The sequence below is a fragment of the Xanthobacter sp. 91 genome, assembly GCF_000702385.1.
Taxonomy (GTDB): domain Bacteria; phylum Pseudomonadota; class Alphaproteobacteria; order Rhizobiales; family Xanthobacteraceae; genus Xanthobacter; species Xanthobacter aminoxidans.
Genome location: NZ_JNIB01000001.1, coordinates 2,649,986 through 2,666,716, shown reverse-complemented (window position 1 = coordinate 2,666,716; position 16,731 = coordinate 2,649,986). Strand labels below are relative to the sequence as shown.

General features: G+C 67.0%; 17 protein-coding genes. 4 read left to right on the top strand and 13 right to left on the bottom strand.

The window, feature by feature from the left end:
- Nucleotides 1-17: 17 nt before the first annotated feature.
- From A37E_RS0112610 to A37E_RS0112595, 4 genes are all read right to left on the bottom strand, one after another.
- Complete coding sequence (locus A37E_RS0112610) at nt 18-1,049, bottom strand: ABC transporter substrate-binding protein (protein WP_029556916.1); 1,032 nt, start codon at nt 1,047-1,049, stop codon at nt 18-20.
- A 230-nt stretch (nt 1,050-1,279) separates the two neighbouring features.
- Complete coding sequence (locus A37E_RS0112605; RefSeq protein WP_029556915.1) at nt 1,280-1,699, bottom strand: RidA family protein; 420 nt, start codon at nt 1,697-1,699, stop codon at nt 1,280-1,282.
- A gap of 11 nt (nt 1,700-1,710) precedes the next feature.
- Complete coding sequence (locus tag A37E_RS0112600; protein ID WP_029556914.1) at nt 1,711-2,226, bottom strand: flavin reductase family protein; 516 nt, start codon at nt 2,224-2,226, stop codon at nt 1,711-1,713.
- Complete coding sequence (locus A37E_RS0112595; protein WP_029556913.1) at nt 2,223-3,677, bottom strand: 4-hydroxyphenylacetate 3-hydroxylase family protein; 1,455 nt, start codon at nt 3,675-3,677, stop codon at nt 2,223-2,225. Before A37E_RS0112595 ends, A37E_RS0112600 begins: the two co-directional genes overlap by 4 nt.
- A 226-nt stretch (nt 3,678-3,903) precedes the next feature.
- On the opposite strand from A37E_RS0112595, the gene A37E_RS0112590 reads away from it, so the two are divergent.
- Nucleotides 3,904-4,842, top strand: coding sequence for a LysR family transcriptional regulator (locus tag A37E_RS0112590; RefSeq protein WP_029556912.1), 939 nt, complete (start codon nt 3,904-3,906; stop codon nt 4,840-4,842).
- 6 nt (nt 4,843-4,848) lie between these two features.
- Here A37E_RS0112590 and A37E_RS0112585 read toward each other — a convergent pair whose 3' ends face one another.
- Nucleotides 4,849-5,337, bottom strand: coding sequence for a hypothetical protein (locus A37E_RS0112585; protein ID WP_024277308.1), 489 nt, complete (start codon nt 5,335-5,337; stop codon nt 4,849-4,851).
- 165 nt (nt 5,338-5,502) lie between these two features.
- Between A37E_RS0112585 and A37E_RS0112580 the strand changes: the two genes are divergently transcribed.
- Nucleotides 5,503-5,937, top strand: a complete 435-nt coding sequence (locus tag A37E_RS0112580; RefSeq protein ID WP_029556911.1) for a YciI family protein — start codon at nt 5,503-5,505, stop codon at nt 5,935-5,937.
- On the opposite strand, the gene A37E_RS0112575 is transcribed toward A37E_RS0112580, so the two are convergent.
- Both A37E_RS0112575 and A37E_RS0112570 read right to left on the bottom strand, forming a co-directional pair.
- Nucleotides 5,931-6,890, bottom strand: a complete 960-nt coding sequence (locus A37E_RS0112575) for a glyoxylate/hydroxypyruvate reductase A (RefSeq protein WP_156026302.1) — start codon at nt 6,888-6,890, stop codon at nt 5,931-5,933. The genes A37E_RS0112580 and A37E_RS0112575 overlap by 7 nt on opposite strands.
- Nucleotides 6,887-7,345 (bottom strand): type II 3-dehydroquinate dehydratase, encoded by a 459-nt coding sequence (locus A37E_RS0112570; protein ID WP_029556909.1) that lies wholly within the window; start codon nt 7,343-7,345, stop codon nt 6,887-6,889. The genes A37E_RS0112575 and A37E_RS0112570 overlap by 4 nt, the downstream gene beginning before the upstream one ends.
- Nucleotides 7,346-7,535: 190 nt before the next feature.
- On the opposite strand from A37E_RS0112570, the gene A37E_RS0112565 reads away from it, so the two are divergent.
- Nucleotides 7,536-7,913 (top strand): response regulator, encoded by a 378-nt coding sequence (locus A37E_RS0112565; RefSeq protein ID WP_029556908.1) that lies wholly within the window; start codon nt 7,536-7,538, stop codon nt 7,911-7,913.
- A 24-nt stretch (nt 7,914-7,937) separates the two neighbouring features.
- The gene (locus A37E_RS0112560; RefSeq protein WP_029556907.1) at nt 7,938-8,345 is read left to right on the top strand and encodes a response regulator; all 408 of its coding nucleotides are present in this window, start codon (nt 7,938-7,940) and stop codon (nt 8,343-8,345) included.
- Nucleotides 8,346-8,414: 69 nt separating this feature from the next.
- Here A37E_RS0112560 and A37E_RS0112555 read toward each other — a convergent pair whose 3' ends face one another.
- The 6 genes from A37E_RS0112555 to thrB form a co-directional block, all read right to left on the bottom strand.
- Nucleotides 8,415-11,594: a multidrug efflux RND transporter permease subunit gene (locus A37E_RS0112555; protein WP_024277302.1), complete on the bottom strand. Its 3,180-nt coding sequence runs from the start codon at nt 11,592-11,594 to the stop codon at nt 8,415-8,417.
- A gap of 12 nt (nt 11,595-11,606) precedes the next feature.
- A complete protein-coding gene (locus A37E_RS0112550; RefSeq protein WP_081837819.1) occupies nt 11,607-12,833 on the bottom strand; it encodes an efflux RND transporter periplasmic adaptor subunit in 1,227 nt (408 codons plus the stop codon).
- A 173-nt stretch (nt 12,834-13,006) separates the two neighbouring features.
- Nucleotides 13,007-14,566, bottom strand: a complete 1,560-nt coding sequence (murJ, locus tag A37E_RS0112545) for a murein biosynthesis integral membrane protein MurJ (protein ID WP_029556905.1) — start codon at nt 14,564-14,566, stop codon at nt 13,007-13,009.
- 110 nt (nt 14,567-14,676) lie between these two features.
- Entirely contained in the window at nt 14,677-15,270 is a 594-nt protein-coding gene (locus A37E_RS0112540) for a Uma2 family endonuclease (protein WP_029556904.1), read from the bottom strand.
- Nucleotides 15,271-15,312: 42 nt separating this feature from the next.
- A complete protein-coding gene (rnhA, locus tag A37E_RS0112535) occupies nt 15,313-15,768 on the bottom strand; it encodes a ribonuclease HI (protein WP_029556903.1) in 456 nt (151 codons plus the stop codon).
- Entirely contained in the window at nt 15,765-16,730 is a 966-nt protein-coding gene (gene thrB, locus A37E_RS0112530; RefSeq protein ID WP_024277297.1) for a homoserine kinase, read from the bottom strand. The genes rnhA and thrB overlap by 4 nt, the downstream gene beginning before the upstream one ends.
- Nucleotide 16,731: the final 1 nt, after the last annotated feature.

The window sequence follows — 16,731 nt, the reverse complement described above, 5'->3', positions numbered from 1 at the left end:
TCCGCCTCACCCGCCGATCATTTGGCGATCATGTTTTCCGAGAACCACTTGCGCCACTCGGCGGTCTTCTCCGCGCGGAGCTTGTGGTCGATGATGATGGTCTCCTTGTCCCACTGCTCGGCAGTGGTGAAGACGCCGGGAAGCTTCGCGGTCTCGGGGCTCACCTTGGCGCCGAGCACGGTGGGCGAGCCCTTCTTCAGCTCCGCGATCTTGCCCTGCACCTCGGGATCAAGCGCGGTGTTGATGAACTTCTCCGCCAGCTCGCGGTTCTTGGAGCCCTTCATGATGGCCATGGTGTCGATGCCCAGCACGCCGCCCTCCTTCGGGATGACGAGCTTGATCGGGACGCCCTGCGCGATCATGTAATAGGCGTTCATGGACAGCATGATCTGCACTGGCGTCTCGCCGGTGGCGATGAGCTGCTGGGAGTTCGCGTCGTTGGTGTAGAAGGCCTTGAAATTGGGCTTCAGCGCCAGGAGCTTCTGCTCACCCTTCTGCCAGTCCGCCGGCGAGCCGCCCGCCAGCAGGGCCGAAACGGCGATGATGTGGCTCGGGTCGAAATCAGGCGCCGCCAGCATCCCCTTCAGCTCGGGATTCCAGAGGTCTCCCCAGGAGGAGAAGGTGATGTTCTTCGGGGTCAGGTCCGGCCGGTAGCCGATGGTGTAGACATAGGCCCAGGCGCCGATGTGATAGGGGCTCACCTTCGCCTGCGGCACCAGCTTCGACGCATTCGGGATCTTCGAGAGGTCGAGGGTCTCGAACAGATCGTCATTGGCGTAGAGCCAGCCCACATGGGCGGTGGTGAAGGTGATGTCGCTCTCTGGCGAGCCCTTGGCGAGCTTCGCCTTGTTCAGCCGGTCGATGGTGCCGCCGGTGATGTATTCCACCTCGACGCCGGTATCTTTCGTGAACTTTGAGGCGATGGCCTCGGCGATGAGGTCGCGGAAGCTGCCGCCCCACGTGCTCACCACCAGTTTTTCCGCCGCGCTCGCCGGGCCCGCCGCGAAGGCGGCCAGCGCGAGCCCGAGGGCAACGATCTTGCCGTTCATCCGTCTCTCCTCTGGATCCGCCTTCTGGCGGTTTCTTTTCGTGTGACCGCGAAGGTCGCCGATACGTAAATCTACGTAATTCGGATGACGATGGAAGCAAAAAATGCCTGTGCGCGGCGATTTTTATTTTGAAAATCAATATTTTATCGAAACAACGCAAATATTCCCCGCGCCATTTGCGGCGCGAGGAAAACGGGACGCGGCGTGCCGCTGCAACGCGTGGCGACGCCTCAGGCGCGCTCGGACGGGATCTCGGCGATGATGTCGATTTCCATCAGATACTCAGGCTTGGCGAGCCCCTGCACGATGATGCCGGTGGAGACCGGGAAGACGCCCTTCAGCCACTGACCCACCACGCGATAGACCGGCTCGCGATAGGCCCGGTCCGTGATGTAGATGACGATCTTCACCACGTCCTCGAGCTTGGCGCCGGCCTCTTCCAGCAGCACCTTGGCGCAGGCCATGGCATTCTCGGACTGCGCCGCGGCATCGCCCACGCCGACGATGTTGCCGTCGAGGTCCATGGCCGTCTGGCCGCGGAGATAGACGGTGTTGCCGGCGCGGACCGCCATGCACACGTCGTTGTCGAGCTTCTGCTCGGGATAGGCTTCCTTCGTGTTGAAGGGGCGGATGCGGGTATGGGTCGGCACGGTTCTTTGCCTCATGCAGCGGTCAGGCGCCGGTAGGCGCGGTTGGCGTAAAGCAGCGGCTCGGCCTCGTCCTCGAGACCATGGACGGCGGTCACGGCGCCGACGACGATGCGGTGCGTGCCGTAGGCGTGATGGGTGGCGAGCCGGCAGTCGAAGCTCATGAGCGCGCCATCGAGCACCGGCGCGCCGCTCCGCGCCGCCCGCCAGTCCGCGCAGGCGAACTTGTCGTCGCGAAACTGCGGCACCTGCCCGGCGAAGGTGTCGGAGACGTGCGACTGATGGTGCGCCAGCACGTTGGCGACGAACACGCCGTTGGCCTCGATGACCTTCAGCGCGTTGCTCTGCTCGTGGATGCAGAGGATGACCGAAGGCGGCTCCATGCACAGCGAGGCCAGCGAGGAGACCGTGAGCCCCGCCCGCCCGGCCGGGCCGTCGGTGGCGATCACCGCGACACCCGACGCCATGCGCCGCATGGCGTCACGAAACAGGCCCGCATCCACGGGGGAGATGTCGGCGGCCGCGCTCATTTCAGCGAGCCTTTGACATTGTCCGAAAGGCCCGCGGTCTTGCGCACGAAGTCGAGGGGTCCGGAGAAATCGAAGCTCTTGTAGACCGCCGCGAGGTGGTTGAAGTGCGGCGCCTGCGCGAACTGCACGAAGGCGAGGCGGTGGCCGGCATAGTCGGAGGACACGAGATCGCGGGCGAAGGCAAGCAGCTTGCGCCGGTCCTCGGACTCCCAATTGTCGTTGAGCGTATAGAACTTCTTCAGCCACTCGGCGGTGCCCTCGGCCTCGAAGGCGGCGACGTTGGGCGTCACGCAGATCTGCCCGCCGATCAGCTCGCGCGTGGCGTGCATCATGGTCGGCAGCTGCGAGCACGCGAGCACGCGGCCGGCATAGAGGATGGACTGGTTGGGCATCAGCAGGCCCGCAGGGCTCTTCTCGGCTAGGGCGATGGAAGCGGTGAGGTGAGCGTTGATGCCCTCGCGATAGACCGCGAGATCCGCCAGCTTCTCCTGCACCGACTGAAGCTTGTCGAGGCCGGTCTGCTTGGCGTTCCACAAGGCCGCGCCGATCATCATGTCGGCCACGTAAAGCAGGCGCAGCACATAAGGATAGGCCGAGTAGCGGTGCAGCGTGCCGCGCACGAACTGGGCCGCCTTGGTGTAGCGATAGAAGAAGACGTCTTCCCAGGGGATCAGCACGTCATCGAACACCACCAGCGTATCCACCTCGTCATAGCGGTTGGCGAGGGGATAATCCTTCGGGTTGGAGCGGCCGGCGAAGGAGGAGCGGCAGATGTGCTTCACGCCCGGCGCGCCCATCTTCACGATGCAGCCCAGCGCGTAGTCGCTTTCCTTCTCGTCCGTCCAGGCGCCCACGGTGGGCTTGAGATAGGCCTGGTCCGCATAGGCGGCGGCGGTCTCGTACTTGGCGCCGCGGATGATGATGCCCGCGTCCGTCTCCTTGGTGACATGCACCATCATGTCCGGATCGCGCTCGGAGATGTGGCGGGAGCGGTCGCCCTTGGGGTCGGTGTTGGCGGAGACGTGGAAGGGGTCTTCCTCCACGACGCGCTTGATGTGGTTGTCGATGTTGGCGGCGAAGCGGGGATCGATCTCCGCCAGCATGTCGCGCCCGTCCTGCAGCGACCACATCTCGCCGATGGTCTCGTCGCCGACGCGGGTGACAACACCACCCACGTCCTTCAGCAGGATGTCGACGCCCTTGCGCTTGGCGTCCCAGTGCGCGGTCTCCGTCGGAGGCTGGTGGAAGACGGAATGCACCGCATTCTCCTCCACATAGGTCAGCGCCGGGGCGGTCGCCTCCTCGTGGTGGAGGTCGTACATGCGCGCCTTGATGTCGACGATGGGCTTGAATGCGGGATGGGTGGTGACGTCGGCCACGCGCTCGCCGTCGATCCAGATCTCGCGGCCGTCGCGCAGGCCTTCCTTGTACGCGGCACCGGTCCTGATCATCACGCCTGCTCCCGAATTGGTCATGCCCACGATTGGAGCAAGAGTGGGCGAGGCCGCGGGATCGATAAAATATTTTATCTTTGGCGAAAAGATTGGCTTTTCTGATCCAGATCAATGCGCGACACTGACGGCTCACTGGAGCCCCGCCCGTGACCAAGCCGAACCCTGCCGGCGCGCCCCCGCGCCCGTGCCATTGCCACGCCCTCGCCTACGGGGAACGGGCGAAATGAACGTGTCGCTCAGGGCGCTCAAATATGTCGTGGCCGCCGCGGATCTCGGCAACGTCACGGAAGCCGCGCGCCAGCTCAACGTCTCCCAGCCGTCGATTTCCGCCGCCATCGCCCAGACCGAGGCGGAGCTGCGCATCCCGCTTTTCATCCGCCATCATGCGCGCGGCATCTCGCTGACACCCGCCGGCCAGCGTTATGTGAACGAGGCCCGGCATCTCCTTGCCCACGCGCGTGATTTTGCCCAGAGCGCGCAGGCGCTGGGCGATACGCTGCGGGGCGAGATTTCGCTGGGCTGCTTCCTCACGATCGCGCCGCGGTTCATGCCAGCCCTGCTGGCCCGTTTCGCGGAGGTGCAGCCGGGCATCACGGTGAAGCTGGAGGAAGGCGACCAGAAGGAGATCTTCGACGGCATCCTCTCCGGCCGGCTGGAGATCGCCGTGTCCTATGGCTATGCGGTGCCGGAGGATTTTTCCGGCGAACTCCTCATCGACCTGCCGCCGCTGCTCGTGCTCGCCGCCGACCATCCCTTGGCGCGCAAGCCCGTGGTTTCGCTGAAGGACGTGGCCGACGAGCCCTTCCTGCTCTACGACCTGCCCCACACGCGCGACTATTTCTTCTCGCTGTTCGATTCCTGCGGCATCACCCCGCGCATCGCCTACCGCTCACGCTCCTACGAGCTGATCCGCGGCCTCGTCGGCCAGAAGCGCGGGTACACGCTGCACAATGCCTCGCCGCGCACGACCATGGCCTATGACGGCAGCCGGGTTGCCGTGCGGCCGCTGAAGGAGCAGCTGGCGCCGGTGCGCGTCATGCGGCTGTCGCTCCGCCGCCAGCCCATGCGGCCGGCGGTGGAGGTGTTCGCCCGCTTCCTCGCCGACGCCTTCTCGCCCGGCGGCATGTTCGCGCCGGGCTCGATCGCGCCAGATATGGACTAGAGGCCGTCAGCCGCCGATCTTCTTGCCGGCGGTCCAGCAATCCTGCACCGCGCCGATGGCCTGGCCGGCATCGGTCATGTCCCAGTCGAAGGACTTGCCGGCGATCTTGAGCGAGACACGGCCCCCCTGCCGCAGGGCATTGAGCACGTCGTCCGTGATGAACACCCGCTCGCGCACGCCCGCCTGGCTGGCCACCAGTTCCACCGGCTGCGACGCCTTGCCGATCTCCAGCGATCCCGAGACCTTGCTGCCCGGCTTCAGGCTGAGGTCCGGGAAGGCGATGGCCCACTTGCCGTTGGGATAATAGAGCAGACCGACGATGCCGCCGTTGGTCTTGGTGACGCCCCGGCACAGGAAGAACTTGCCGTCGTCCAGCACGGTCTCGACCTTCCACTGGCCGAACGCGCGGAACTGGGTGTTGGTCTGCTTGCCCGCCTCGGCTGCCCCTGCGGCCATGACCGCCGCCGCCACGATCGCGATTCCCCAGAAACGCATGTCATTCCCCTGAGCATCTGCCCGCCACGCCAAACCGGCACGCCGGAGCCTGGCCGCAGCCAGACCCGGTGCAATTCACCCGCTAAATTTGCCCGCATCGTGTCGGGGGCGGCGTTCGTCCGACGTCCTTACAGCATCGAGCCGATCCGCCCCAGGGAGAGTGACATGCGTGTGATGGTGATCGTGAAGGCGACCGCGGACAGTGAAGCCGGGCTGATGCCCTCCCCGGACCTGCTGGAGGCCATGGGCCGGTTCAACGAGGAACTGGCCAAGGCCAGCATCATGCGCGACGGCGCCGGGCTCAAGCCCTCCAAGCTCGGCAAGCGCATCGGCTTCGACGGGGCCTCCCGCATCGTCATGGACGGGCCGTTCGCCGAGACCAAGGAGCTGATCGCCGGCTACTGGCTGTGGGAGGTCAAGGACATGGAGGAGGCCGTCGCCTGGGTGAAGCGCTGCCCCAACCCCATGCCCGGCCCAAGCGAGATCGAGATCCGCCCGCTCTACGAAATGGAGGATTTCGGTGACGCCGCGACCGAGCAGTCACTGGCGCCGCACGAGCGGGCGCGGGAGATTCTCGCGGGACGGGACGGGGCTCAGTAGCCCCGCGCCGGGTCCACCCGGTTCTGCACCTCTTCGCCCGCCTCCACCCGCCGGATGTTCTCCGCGATCTGGGCGGAAGCGCTGGCGGGGATGGCGATGGAGGCGAGGTGCGGCGTCACCAGCACATTCTCCATGCCCCAGAGCGGGCTTTCGGCCGGCAGCGGCTCCACCTCGAACACGTCGAGCGTGGCCTCGGAAATGGCGCCGGAGCGCAGCGCCGCGATCAACGCCGCCTCATCCACCACCGGCCCGCGGGCGACGTTGATGAACTTCGCCCCCTTCGGCAGCAGAGCGAGGCGCCCGGCGTCGAGGAGATGGCGCGTCTCGCCGGTGAGCGGCAGCATGACCACGAGGATGTCGGCCTCGGCGAGGAAACCCGGCAGTGCGCCGGCCCCATGGCAGGTCTTCACGCCTTCGAGCTGCTTCGGCGAGCGGGACCAGCCGCGCACGTCGAAGCCGTGCCGCACCAGCTCCAGCGCGGCCGTGGACCCGAGTTCGCCGAGCCCGAGCACGCCGACGCGGATCTCCCCCGCCGTGCGCGGATGCACATAATGCCAGCGCCCCTCCCGCTGCGCCCGCTCGAAGGTCGGGATCTCGCGGGCATGGCGCAGCACGCAGAACAGCACGAAGGACGCCATCATCTGCGACATGTTCGGGTCGGAGAGGCGGGTGATGGGCACGTCGGGAAGATCATCCCGGGCGACCAGCGCATCCACGCCCGCGCCGAGATTGATGACCAGCCCGAGGTTGGGAAAGCGCGCGAAGAACCCCTGCGGCGGCTTCCAGACGAGGGCGTAGCGCACATCCGCGGAATCGCCGTCCACGGCACCGGTCGCCACATCTGCGATCCGCACATCGAGGCCCGGCACCGCCGCCTGAAGCGCGGCCTTCCATTCCACGGGATCATCGAAGGCGCTGTAGAACACCAACGCCCCGCGCGAAGTCGCTGTCACTTGCCACCCTCCTTGCGCTCGCCGGCGAGCTTCGCCGCGGCGCCGATGGCAAGCTCGTAGCCCAGCGCGCCGAGCCCTGCCACCACGCCGGTGGCGGCCTTCGACACGAAGGAGTGGTGCCGGAAGGGTTCGCGCTTCCAGATGTTGCTCATGTGGGTCTCGATGATCGGCCCGTCGAAGGCGAGCAAAGCATCGAGGATGGCGATGGACGTGTAGGTGAGGCCGGCCGCGTTGATGACGATGGCATCCGCCTTCAGCCGGGCCTCCTGGATCCAGTCCACGATCTCGCCCTCGTGGTTCGACTGCCGGAAGTCCAGCGCCACGCCAAGCCCGGCGGCATGGGCGAGGCAGCGCTCGCGGATGGCCGGGAAGCTCTCGCGCCCGTACGTGCCGGAGGGATCGAGGCCGTAGAGGTTGGCGTTGGGTCCGTTGAGAAAGAAGATCGTCAGGGCCAAGGGGGTCGTCCTGCTGCGAGAAGGAGGCCGCAACCGTCGCGCCGGAGGGGGCATCCTGCCAATCGGAAGATGAAATGAGCGGGATCGGCTTTTTTGATGGACCGTATTCGGGAACCGAAGCGCGGCTACGGCGTTTTCAGGCTGCACCTTGGAATGGGCAACAAAAATGACATTTGGGGAAGCCCAGCCGATGGCGGAGCCGGTTCCTCTCACCGTGCTGCTGGTCGAGGACGACGCGCTCGTGCGCATGGTGACGGCCTCGGAGTTGCGTTCCGCCGGATTGCTGGTGATCGAGGCCGTCTCGGCCGAGGAGGCGCATGAGGCCATCATCGCCGGCCTGCATGTGGATGTCGTGTTCTCCGACGTGCACACCGAGGGCGCGCTGGACGGCTACCAATTCGCCCTGCTGCTCAAGACCGAGCGTCCGCATCTGCCGGTGATCCTCACCTCGGGCCAGTTCGACCGTTCCGTTGCCGCGGTGGTCGCGCCCTTCCTCGCCAAGCCCTACCGGGTCGAGAGCGTGCTGCAGATCATCCAGGCCCAGCTTCAGGGGAAAGCAGGTTCGTAAAACACGATCGAGGAAAGGCGACCGATGAACGACAACCGTCCGAGCGAACTCCCGCCCGTCGTGCTCGTGGTCGAGTCCGACATTCTCGTGCGCCACGTGATCGCGGAGTATCTGCGCACCTGCGGCTACGAGGTGCTGGAAGCCGCGACGGGTGCCGAGGCCGAGATCATCCTGGAAGTCGAGGCCGAGCGGGTCGAAGTGGTGCTGGCCGATGCGTCCGCCACCGGTGATCGCGAGGGCTTCGGCCTGTCCCAGTGGCTGCGCGAGGCGCACCCGAAGATCGACGTGATCCTCGCCGGCTCCACCGCCATGGCGGCCGCCCACGCCACCAATCTCTGCGAAGACGGGCCGGGGGTCGACAAGCCCTACCAGCCCCAGCAGATCGTCAACCGCATCAAGTGGCTGAAGTCACGCCGCGACAAGGCGCGCTGATCCAGCCGGCCACAGTGGTGAAACGAAAACGGGCGGCCCAGGGCCGCCCGTTTTCTTTTGTGTCCTGCCTCACTCCGCCGGAGCGGGATGGGACGGCGGCGGCGCTTCCGCCTCGCGGCGGCGGCCGAGGGACGCGATCCACTGAGCGAAGACGTAGAACACCGGGGTGAAGACGAGGCCGAACAGCGTCACGCCGATCATGCCCGAGAACACCGCCGTGCCCAGCGCCTGGCGCAGCTCCGCGCCGGCGCCGGTGGCCCACACCAGCGGCACGACGCCGAGGATGAAGGCGAGCGAGGTCATGATGATGGGGCGCAGACGCAGCCGTGCCGCCTCCACCGCCGCCTCGCGCCGGCCGTGCCCCTGATCCTGCAACTGCTTGGCGAATTCCACGATGAGGATCGCGTTCTTCGCCGCAAGGCCGATGAGCACGATGAAACCCACCTGGGTCAGGATGTTGTTGTCCTGCCCCCTCAGGATCACGCCGATCAGCGCCGCGACAAGGCACATGGGCACGATGAGGATGACCGCCAGAGGCAGTGTCAGGCTCTCATACTGCGCCGCCAGCACCAGGAACACGAACACCACGCCCAGAGCAAAGGCGAAGATGGCCGTGTTTCCGGCCCGCTGCTGCTGGTACGCAAGCGCCGTCCACTCATAGGAGAAGCCCTGCGGCAGCACCTTGGCGGCCAGCTCCTGCATGATCTGGATGGCCTGGCCCTGCGAGTAGCCGGGGGCCGGAGAGCCGTCGAGCTCGGCGGTGGGGTAGAGATTGTAGCGCGGCACGCGGTAGGGGCCGGAAATGTCGCGCACGGTGGTGAAGGAGCCGAGCGGCACGGTCTCCCCGTTGGCGGCGCGCACCCGGATGGAGAGCACGTCCTTGGGATCGAGCCGGAACGGCGCATCGGCTTGCACCTGCACCCGGAAGGTGCGGCCGAACAGGTTGAAGTCGTTGACGTAAGACGAGCCGATATAGGTCTGCAGCGCCGAGAACACGTCGGCGATGTTGATCTTCAGCAGCTGGGCCTTCTGCCGGTCGATGTCGAGGAAGAGCTGGGGCGTCGAGGTCTCGAACAAAGAGTAGACCTGCATCAGCCCCGGCGTCTGCGCCGCCGCGCCCATCATGGCATAGGTGGCATTGCGCAAGGCGAGGAGGCCGGCGCCGGAGCGGTCCTCCAGCATCATGCGGAAGCCGCCGGCATTGCCGATGCCCTGGACGGGCGGCGGCTGCACCACGATCATCTGCGCTTCCTGGATGGACGCCACCTTGCCGAACAGCACCTTCTGGATGGCTGCCGCTGTCTGCTCGGGGTGCCCCGCGCGCGAGGTGAACGGATCGAGGATCACGAACATGGCGCCGGCGTTGGGCGCATTGGTGAAGGTGGCGCCGGAGAAGCCGGCGATGTTGACGATGTGGCCGACGCCGGGCGTGCCCAGCACGAGGTTGCCGGCGCGCTTCATCACATCTTCCGTGCGCTGCATGGAGGCGCCGGGCGGCAACTGGGCGACGACGATGAGATAGCCGCGGTCCTGCTGCGGGATGAAGCCCTGCGGCGTGGTCGCGAACAGCCAGCCGCCGAAGCCGACGATGCCGGCATAGACGATGAGCACCAGCGCGACGAACCGCACGAGGCGGGCCGTCATCCAGGCATAGCCGTTGCCGACCTTCTCGAAGCCGCGATTGAACAGGCCGAAGAAGCCGACGATGGGCCGGGCATACCAGGCCGGCTTCTCGTGCTTGGAGCGGTGCGGCTTCAGCAGCAGCGCGCACATGGCCGGCGAGAGCGTCAGCGACACGAGCAGCGAGATCAGCGTCGAGCCGGCGATGGTCAGCGCGAACTGCCGGTAGAACTCGCCCGAGATGCCAGTGATGAAGGCGGTCGGCACGAACACCGACGACAGCACGAGGGAGATGGCGACCAGCGCCCCGCCCACCTCGTCCATGGTCTTGTAGGCGGCATCGCGCGGGGAGAGCCCCGCCTCGATGTTGCGCTCCACGTTCTCCACCACGACGATGGCGTCGTCGACCACGATGCCGATGGCGAGCACCAGTCCGAACAGGGACAGGTTGTTCAGCGAGAAGCCGAACAGGGCCATGACGAAGAAGGTGCCGATGAGCGAGATCGGGATGGCGAGGATGGGGATGATCGCCGCCCGCCACGTCTGCAGGAACAGGATCACCACCAGCACCACCAGCACGATGGCCTCGCCGATGGTGTGCACCACGGCGTCCACCGACTGCTGGATGAACTCGGTCGGGTTGTAATAGATCGCGTACTTGAGCCCCGCCGGGAAGCTCTTGCCGATGCGGGCCATCTCCGCCACGACGGCATTGCCGGTGGCGAGCGCGTTCGAGCCCGGCCGCTGGAAGATGCCCAGGTTGATGGAGATGTCCTTGTCAAGAAACGACGTGGACGCATAGTCCTGCGCCGCGATCTCGACCCGGCCCACATCCTTCAGCCGCACCAGCGCCTGATCGGTCTGCTTGATGACGATGTCGGCGAACGCCTGCGGATCGGTCAGTCGGCCGAGGGTCCGCACGGCGATCTGGAACGCCCGCTGGTTGGGCACTGGCGGCTGGTTCAGGATGCCCGAGGCCACCTGGACGTTCTGCGCCTTCAGCGCCTGCACCACGTCGGTGGTGGTGAGGTTCAGCGCGGACAGGCGATCCGGATCGAGCCAGATCTGCATCGCATATTCTCGCGAGCCGAACACGGTGATGGAGCCGACGCCGTCGATGCGCGACAGCACGTCCTTCACCTCGATATTGGCGAAGTTCGAGATGAACAGCGGATCGCGCGAGCCATCGGGCGAGTAGAGGCTGACCACCAGCAGGAGGTCGGGCGAGGCCTTCGCCGTCACCACGCCCACCTGCTGCACCTCGGCCGGAAGGCGGGGGGCGGCGATGGCGACGCGGTTCTGCACCTGCACCTGGGCGATGTCGAGATTGGTGCCGATGTCGAAGGTGACGGAGATAGAGAAACGACCGTCCGCCGTCGAGTTCGACGACAGATAGATCATCTTCTCGACGCCGTTGATCTGCTGCTCGATGGGCGCGACCACGGTCTCCGCGACGATCTCGGCCGAGGCGCCGGGATACTGGCCCGTCACCGTGATGACCGGCGGGGCGATGTCCGGATACTGGGCCACCGGCAGGCGCAGATAGGAGACCGCGCCGAGGATGATGACCACCACCGACACCACCGAGGCAAAGATGGGTCGGTCAATGAAGAAGTGGGAAAAGCGCATGATTCCGCCTCCTCACTTGGAGGCGGCGGAGGAGGAACCGGCAGGCGCGCCCGGGGCCCCGGCGGCCGGCGCAGCACCGGCAACCTGCGGCGTCACCGTCACGCCGGGCCGCACGCGCATCAGGCCGTTCACCACCACCTTGTCGTCGGGGGAAAGGCCCTCGCGGATCACCCGCATGTCACCCTGCAGCGGACCGAGGGTGACGAATTTCTGGCTGACCTTGTTCTCGGGGCCGACCACGTAGACGAACTTCTTCACCTGCTCGGTGCCGATGGCCACATCCGGCACCACCAGCGCCTGGTAGGGGTCCGAGGACTGGAGCCTGAGGCGCGCGAACATGCCGGGGCGGAATAGGCCATCCTTGTTGTCGAACACGGCGCGGCCCCGGATGGTGCCGGTCTCGCGGTCGACGACATTGTTGAGGAAGTCGAGCTTGCCCTTGTGGACGAAGTCCTTGTCGTCGATCAGCTTGAGGAAGACCGGCTCGCCCTTGAAGTCGGTACCGCCCTTGCGGCGCGTTAGGCGCAGCAGCGAGGCTTCGTCGATGGTGAACTCGAAGCGGATCGGATCGGTGGAGACGATCACGGCCAGAAGCGTGGGCGTGGCGCCCGTGCCGCCGGTGACGTAGTTGCCGACCGACACCCGGCGGTCGCCGATCTGGCCCGACACCGGCGCCTTCACCTCGGTGAAGCCGAGATCGAGCTGGGCGGAGCGCACCTGCGCTTCCTGCGACTGCACGATGGCGGCGGCGGTGCGCTCAGCCTGGGTGCGCTGGTCGAAGGCCTGCTTGGAAATGGCGTTGGAGGTCTTGTCCTCCAGCAGCGTGCGGGCGCGCTCGAGGTCCGCCTTGGTAAAGTCTAGGTTCGCCTTGGCCTGGGCGAGATTGGCCTGGGCCTGATCCACCGCGATCTTGAACGGGCGCTGGTCGATGGTGAAGAGCACGTCGCCCTCCTTCACCATCTGGCCGTCGGTGAAGCCGATCTTGTCCAGATAGCCGGAGACGCGGGCGCGCACGTTCACCTCGTCGATGGCGACGAAGCGGCCGACATATTCATCGGTGTCGGTGACGTTCGCGGACGTCGGGGAAGCCACCGTCACCTGGGGCGGCGGGGGCGCACCCTGCTGCTGCGCGGTAGGCTGGCCGCAGCCGGCGAGCGCCAGCGCAAGTGCGAGCACCGGAACGGCCGCAGCGGCCGAAACGAGAGGGCTGGGGAGGGCAAGACGCGGGGCAGGCGACATGGGCATCCGGCTCCTGGACGGACGGGTGTCCGCACTTGTTCTTTTCGGAGAAGGTTCGGCACCTCCCGCAACCGATGAGCCGAGACCGGAAAATCGGCGGATCGATAGCACAGCGCGGGTGCGATGCAAAAGGGCAGATTTCCCGAACGTCGATTTTGGAGCGCTTCCGGGCTTCAGATCACGGGCGGCAGGGGCGGAGGTGCCCGCCGTCCGATCACACCGGCGATGAAACTGCGCCCGAGCAACAGCCACAGCCCGGCGAGGTAGGCGGCACCTCCCCCCAGCACCACCAGCGCCAGCATCAGCTCGTCGCGCGCGCCCATGCCGACGGGAAGGATCGCCGATGCCGCGGCCTGCGCCCCGACGAGCGCGGCGCCCACCACCACAAGCAGTCCCGCCAGCCGAACCAGATGCCCGCCGAGGGCCGCATCGCCCACCGGATAGCCCCGCCGCACGGCGAACAGCACGAGCAGGCCCACATTGATCCAGCCCCCCACCGCCGTGGCGAAGGCGAGGCCCACCTGGGCGAAGCTGCCCATGAGCGCGAACTTGAGCGCCACATTGAGCGTCACCGCGCTGAGGGAGGCGATCATCGGCGTCTTGGTGTCGCCGCGGGCATTGAACGGGGCGATGAAGGCGCGCACCACCACGAAGGCGAGAAGGCCGACGCCATAGGCCCGCAAGGTCGCCGCGGCATCGGCCGCATCCGCCGCCGTGAAGGCGCCGCGGGCGAACAGCGCCCGCATGGTCAGGTCCGGCACGAGAAGCGCGGCGGCGACAAAGGGGATGGCCAAAAGCGCCGCCAGCTCGATGGAGCGCGCCTGGGCATGGGCCGCCCCGGCATCGTCCTTCGCCGCGAGGCGCCGGGACATTTCCGGCAGCAGCACGGTGCCGACGGCGATGCCGACCACGCCGATGGGCAGCTGGTTGATCCGGTCCGCATAATAGAGCGCCGAGAGCGCGCCAACCGGCAGGAAGGTGGCGATGATGGTGTCGGCGAAGAGGGCGATCTGCACCCCGGCCGAGCCGATGATGGCCGGCCCCAGCGCCTTGAGGAACTGCCGCGTGCCCGGATCGAGCTTCGGCTTGGCGAAGCGCAGCCCGATGCCGTGCCGCTCCGCGTCCACCCCGACGACGAACAGCTGCGCCACGCCCGAAATCAGCACGCCCCACGCCGCCGCATGGCCGGCCGTGGGGAACAGGGCGGCGCAGAGCAGGGTGCTCACCATGCACACATTGAGCAGGATGGGAGCGGCGGCCGCCACGGCGAAGCGGTCGGAGGCATTGAGTGCGCCCGTCACCAGCGTCGCGATGGAGATGAGCGCCAGATAGGGAAAGGTGATGCGGGTGAGCGTGACCGCGAGGTCGAAACGTTGGCCGTCCTCCGCGAGGCCCGGTGCCAGCAGCGAGACGAATTGCGGCGTGAAGCCCAGCGCCAGCGCCAGCAGCACGATGTGCACCAGCGTCATGGCGGTGAGGATTTCATCGGCGAAATCCCGCGCCACCGGCACCCCGTCCTGCTCCCGGAGCCGGGCATAGGTGGGCACGAAGGCGGCGTTGAAGGCCCCCTCGGCGAAGATCGCGCGGAAATGGTTCGGCAGGCGGAAGGCGATGAGAAAGGCGTCTGCCACCGGCCCGGCGCCGAGCACCGCCGCCATCACCACGTCACGGATGAAGCCGGCGAGGCGGGAGAGCAGCGTCAGGCCGCCGACGGAGAGGATGTTGCGGAACATGGGGTGCGGGCGGCCGGCGGTCTGGCGAAAGGGTGGCCGGACCCTAATGGCCCGCGCGCGGCAAGGAAAGCCTTACACCGCCGCCGCGCCCCAGCGCGGCAAGGAAAGCCTCAGCCGTCCGCCTTCGCCTCGCCCCCGGCCGGAAAGGTGAGCCGGTCGTAAAGCTCGGCCATGGCGAGGCCCGCCTCGATGTCCGGCAGGTCGAAGCCGCCGTCGAGCCCCTGGACCTCCTCAAGCTCCCAGCCTGCGGCTCCGCGCCGCCAGAGCAAAGCGTGGGGCACGTCCGGTTCCACGAGCAGGATGTAGGAGAGGCCGGGAACAGATTTGTATTCCTCGAGCTTGCGCACGAGGTCGATGCCGCGCGTGGAGGGGGAGAGGACTTCCACCACCATGCGAGGGTCGGCGAGTTGCTGTGAACGATCATCCAGCTTTCCACAGCTGACGCTGACGTCCGGCCGCCGCACATTCCCATTAGGCACCACGACGGCGAGGTCATCGGTGGAGGCGCGGCAGGGCGAGCCCCTCAATTTCGCATGCAACGTTGCGAGGATGTTGACCAGCACGAGGTCGTGCCGCTGGCTCGCCCCCGTCATCGCGCGCACCAGAATCCCGTCCACCAGTTCGTAGCGCACGCCTTCCTCGCCGCGATAGGCGAAGAATTCGGCGATGCTCATGGGCGGGAAGGCGCGGGCTCGGTTCGACATGAGAAGCTCCCGCGCCAAGCCTAGCACGAAAGCGCCCGCCCCTCACCCGCCGAGGCGGGCCTTCAGCTTGAACGGGGCCATGCCCTCGCGGGCAAGTTCATCGGCGCGCTCGTTCTCGGCGTGGCCGGCGTGGCCCTTCACCCAGTGCCAGCGGATCTCGTGGCGCTTGAGCGCCTCGTCGAGGCGCTCCCACAGGTCCTGGTTCTTCACCGGCTTCTTGTCGGCGGTGCGCCAGCCGTTGCGCTTCCAGCCGTGCATCCACTTGGTGACGCCGTTCTTCAGATATTCGCTGTCCGTGTGCAGATCGACGGTGCACGGCTCCTTCAGCGCCTCAAGGGCGGAAATGGCGCCCATCAGCTCCATGCGGTTGTTGGTGGTCAGCCCCTCGCCGCCGCAGAGCGGCTTCTCGTGGGCGCCGAAGCGCAAAAGCGCACCCCAGCCGCCGGGGCCGGGATTGCCGGAGCAGGCCCCGTCGGTGAAGATCTCCACGGACTTCATGCGGCGAGACCATAATCCTGCGCCCGCTCCACCGCCTGGTGAAAGCGCAGCTTCTTCAGATATTCCAGCGGGTCCTTGGGCCGCACCAGCGCCCCCTCCGGCACGTTCAGCCAGTCCACGAGGCGGGTCAGCAGGAACCGCAGCGCCGCACCGCGCGCAAGGCGCGGCAGGGCCGCCTTTTCGCCCTCCGAGAGAGGCCGCACAGCCTCGTAGCCCGCCAGCAACGCCCGCCCCTTCGTGACGTTGTAGGCCCCGTCCGCCTCGAAGCACCAGGCATTCAGGCAGATGGCTACGTCGTAGGCGAGGAAGTCCGTGCAGGCGAAATAGAAGTCGATGATCCCCGAGAGCTGGTCGTCTAGGAAGAAGGCGTTGTCGGGGAAGAGATCGGCATGGATCACGCCCGAAGGCAGGTCCTGCGGCCAGTTCGCCTCCAGCACGGCAAGCTCGGCCGCGACCGCATCGGACAAGCCCGGAGCCACCGTATCGGCCGCGGCGCCGGCCGCCTCGAACAGCGGCCGCCAGCCGGCGACGGAGAGCGCATTGGTCCGCTTCAGCGCAAAATCCGCTCCGGCGAGATGCAGCTGGGCAAGGCCACGGCCAAGCTCGGCGCAATGGTGGGCCGTGGGCCTGCGCACCGAGACACCCGGCAGGAAGGTCACCATCGCCGCCGGCCGGCCCGCCACTTCCGCGAGGATGGCGCCGGAGCGCGCCGCCACCGGCTCGGGGCAGGACAGGCCGCGCGCGGCGAGGTGCTGCATGAGGCCGACGAAGAAGGGCAGGTCTTCCCGCTTCACCCGCTTCTCGTAGAGGGTGAGGATGAAGCTGCCGGTCGTCGTCTGGACCAGGAAGTTGGAGTTTTCCACCCCTTCGGCGATGCCGTGGAAGGAAGTGAGGGAGCCGATGTCGTAGCCCGAGAGGAAAGCCTCGAGCTCGGCCGGCGCCACATCCGTATAGACCGCCACG

Bases quoted from the DNA above. Each gene is read 5' to 3' on its own strand.
- A37E_RS0112610 (WP_029556916.1), bottom strand. From the start codon at position 1,049: ATGAACGGCAAGATCGTTGCCCTCGGGCTCGCGCTGGCCGCCTTCGCG.
- A37E_RS0112600 (WP_029556914.1), bottom strand. From the start codon at position 2,226: ATGAGCGCGGCCGCCGACATCTCCCCCGTGGATGCGGGCCTGTTTCGT.
- A37E_RS0112595 (WP_029556913.1), bottom strand. From the start codon at position 3,677: ATGATCAGGACCGGTGCCGCGTACAAGGAAGGCCTGCGCGACGGCCGC.
- A37E_RS0112590 (WP_029556912.1), top strand. From the start codon at position 3,904: ATGAACGTGTCGCTCAGGGCGCTCAAATATGTCGTGGCCGCCGCGGAT.
- A37E_RS0112585 (WP_024277308.1), bottom strand. From the start codon at position 5,337: ATGCGTTTCTGGGGAATCGCGATCGTGGCGGCGGCGGTCATGGCCGCA.
- A37E_RS0112580 (WP_029556911.1), top strand. From the start codon at position 5,503: ATGCGTGTGATGGTGATCGTGAAGGCGACCGCGGACAGTGAAGCCGGG.
- A37E_RS0112565 (WP_029556908.1), top strand. From the start codon at position 7,536: ATGGCGGAGCCGGTTCCTCTCACCGTGCTGCTGGTCGAGGACGACGCG.
- A37E_RS0112560 (WP_029556907.1), top strand. From the start codon at position 7,938: ATGAACGACAACCGTCCGAGCGAACTCCCGCCCGTCGTGCTCGTGGTC.
- A37E_RS0112555 (WP_024277302.1), bottom strand. From the start codon at position 11,594: ATGCGCTTTTCCCACTTCTTCATTGACCGACCCATCTTTGCCTCGGTG.
- A37E_RS0112550 (WP_081837819.1), bottom strand. From the start codon at position 12,833: ATGTCGCCTGCCCCGCGTCTTGCCCTCCCCAGCCCTCTCGTTTCGGCC.
- murJ (WP_029556905.1), bottom strand. From the start codon at position 14,566: ATGTTCCGCAACATCCTCTCCGTCGGCGGCCTGACGCTGCTCTCCCGC.
- A37E_RS0112540 (WP_029556904.1), bottom strand. From the start codon at position 15,270: ATGTCGAACCGAGCCCGCGCCTTCCCGCCCATGAGCATCGCCGAATTC.
- rnhA (WP_029556903.1), bottom strand. From the start codon at position 15,768: ATGAAGTCCGTGGAGATCTTCACCGACGGGGCCTGCTCCGGCAATCCC.